Genomic DNA, 535 nt, shown 5'->3' with positions numbered 1-535 from the left:
CCTACCCACTGAGTGGCTACAGGACAACATGGCTATCTACAATCTAGATGGTACTCTAAAAGTTGTTGATATTATCACCAACGTATTCAACCAGCGTGTTGATATGGAAGGCGTTGAATTCCTAGAGGATTCTGCTGACTATGGTAAGCAAACTGGTCATACTATTGAGACCTCTTTCAACGTTCACCCAACTGGTAACTTCAGTGGTTCTCCCACCGAATGGCTAGTTGAACTACGTCGTGTAATCGACAACGTTGCTAACCGTCTTAAGAACAAGCGTTTCTACAGCAAAGGTTATTTCGTAATCTTTGGTAATCCTGTAGACACCGCTCTACTTCCAAATGTAGAATGGACTTACAACGCTAACTCTGGTGATGATCTAGAAGGCGTTGAAGGTGTTGACTATTCCTACGGTTGGATGTCTGGTGGTGCTGCTCGTTATAAGATCGTTTCTGGTCAGAACGTTCCAGAAGGTAAGCTACACCTCTTCTTCGTACCACAGGTTGAAGATCAGCGTGTTTATGTTTACTACCCC

General features: G+C 43.9%; 1 protein-coding gene. It reads left to right on the top strand.

The window, feature by feature from the left end:
- Positions 1-28 precede the first annotated feature (28 nt).
- Positions 29-535, top strand: a 507-nt coding sequence (locus ACTQ48_RS11460; protein ID WP_441571046.1) for a hypothetical protein, incomplete at its 3' end; no start/stop codon positions are given.

Origin of the sequence: Collinsella sp. Sow4_E3, assembly GCF_052116285.1 — a bacterium.
Classification (GTDB): domain Bacteria; phylum Actinomycetota; class Coriobacteriia; order Coriobacteriales; family Coriobacteriaceae; genus Collinsella.
The sequence above is the reverse complement of the archived record's forward strand: the minus strand, read 5'-3'. Positions and strand labels throughout refer to the sequence as shown.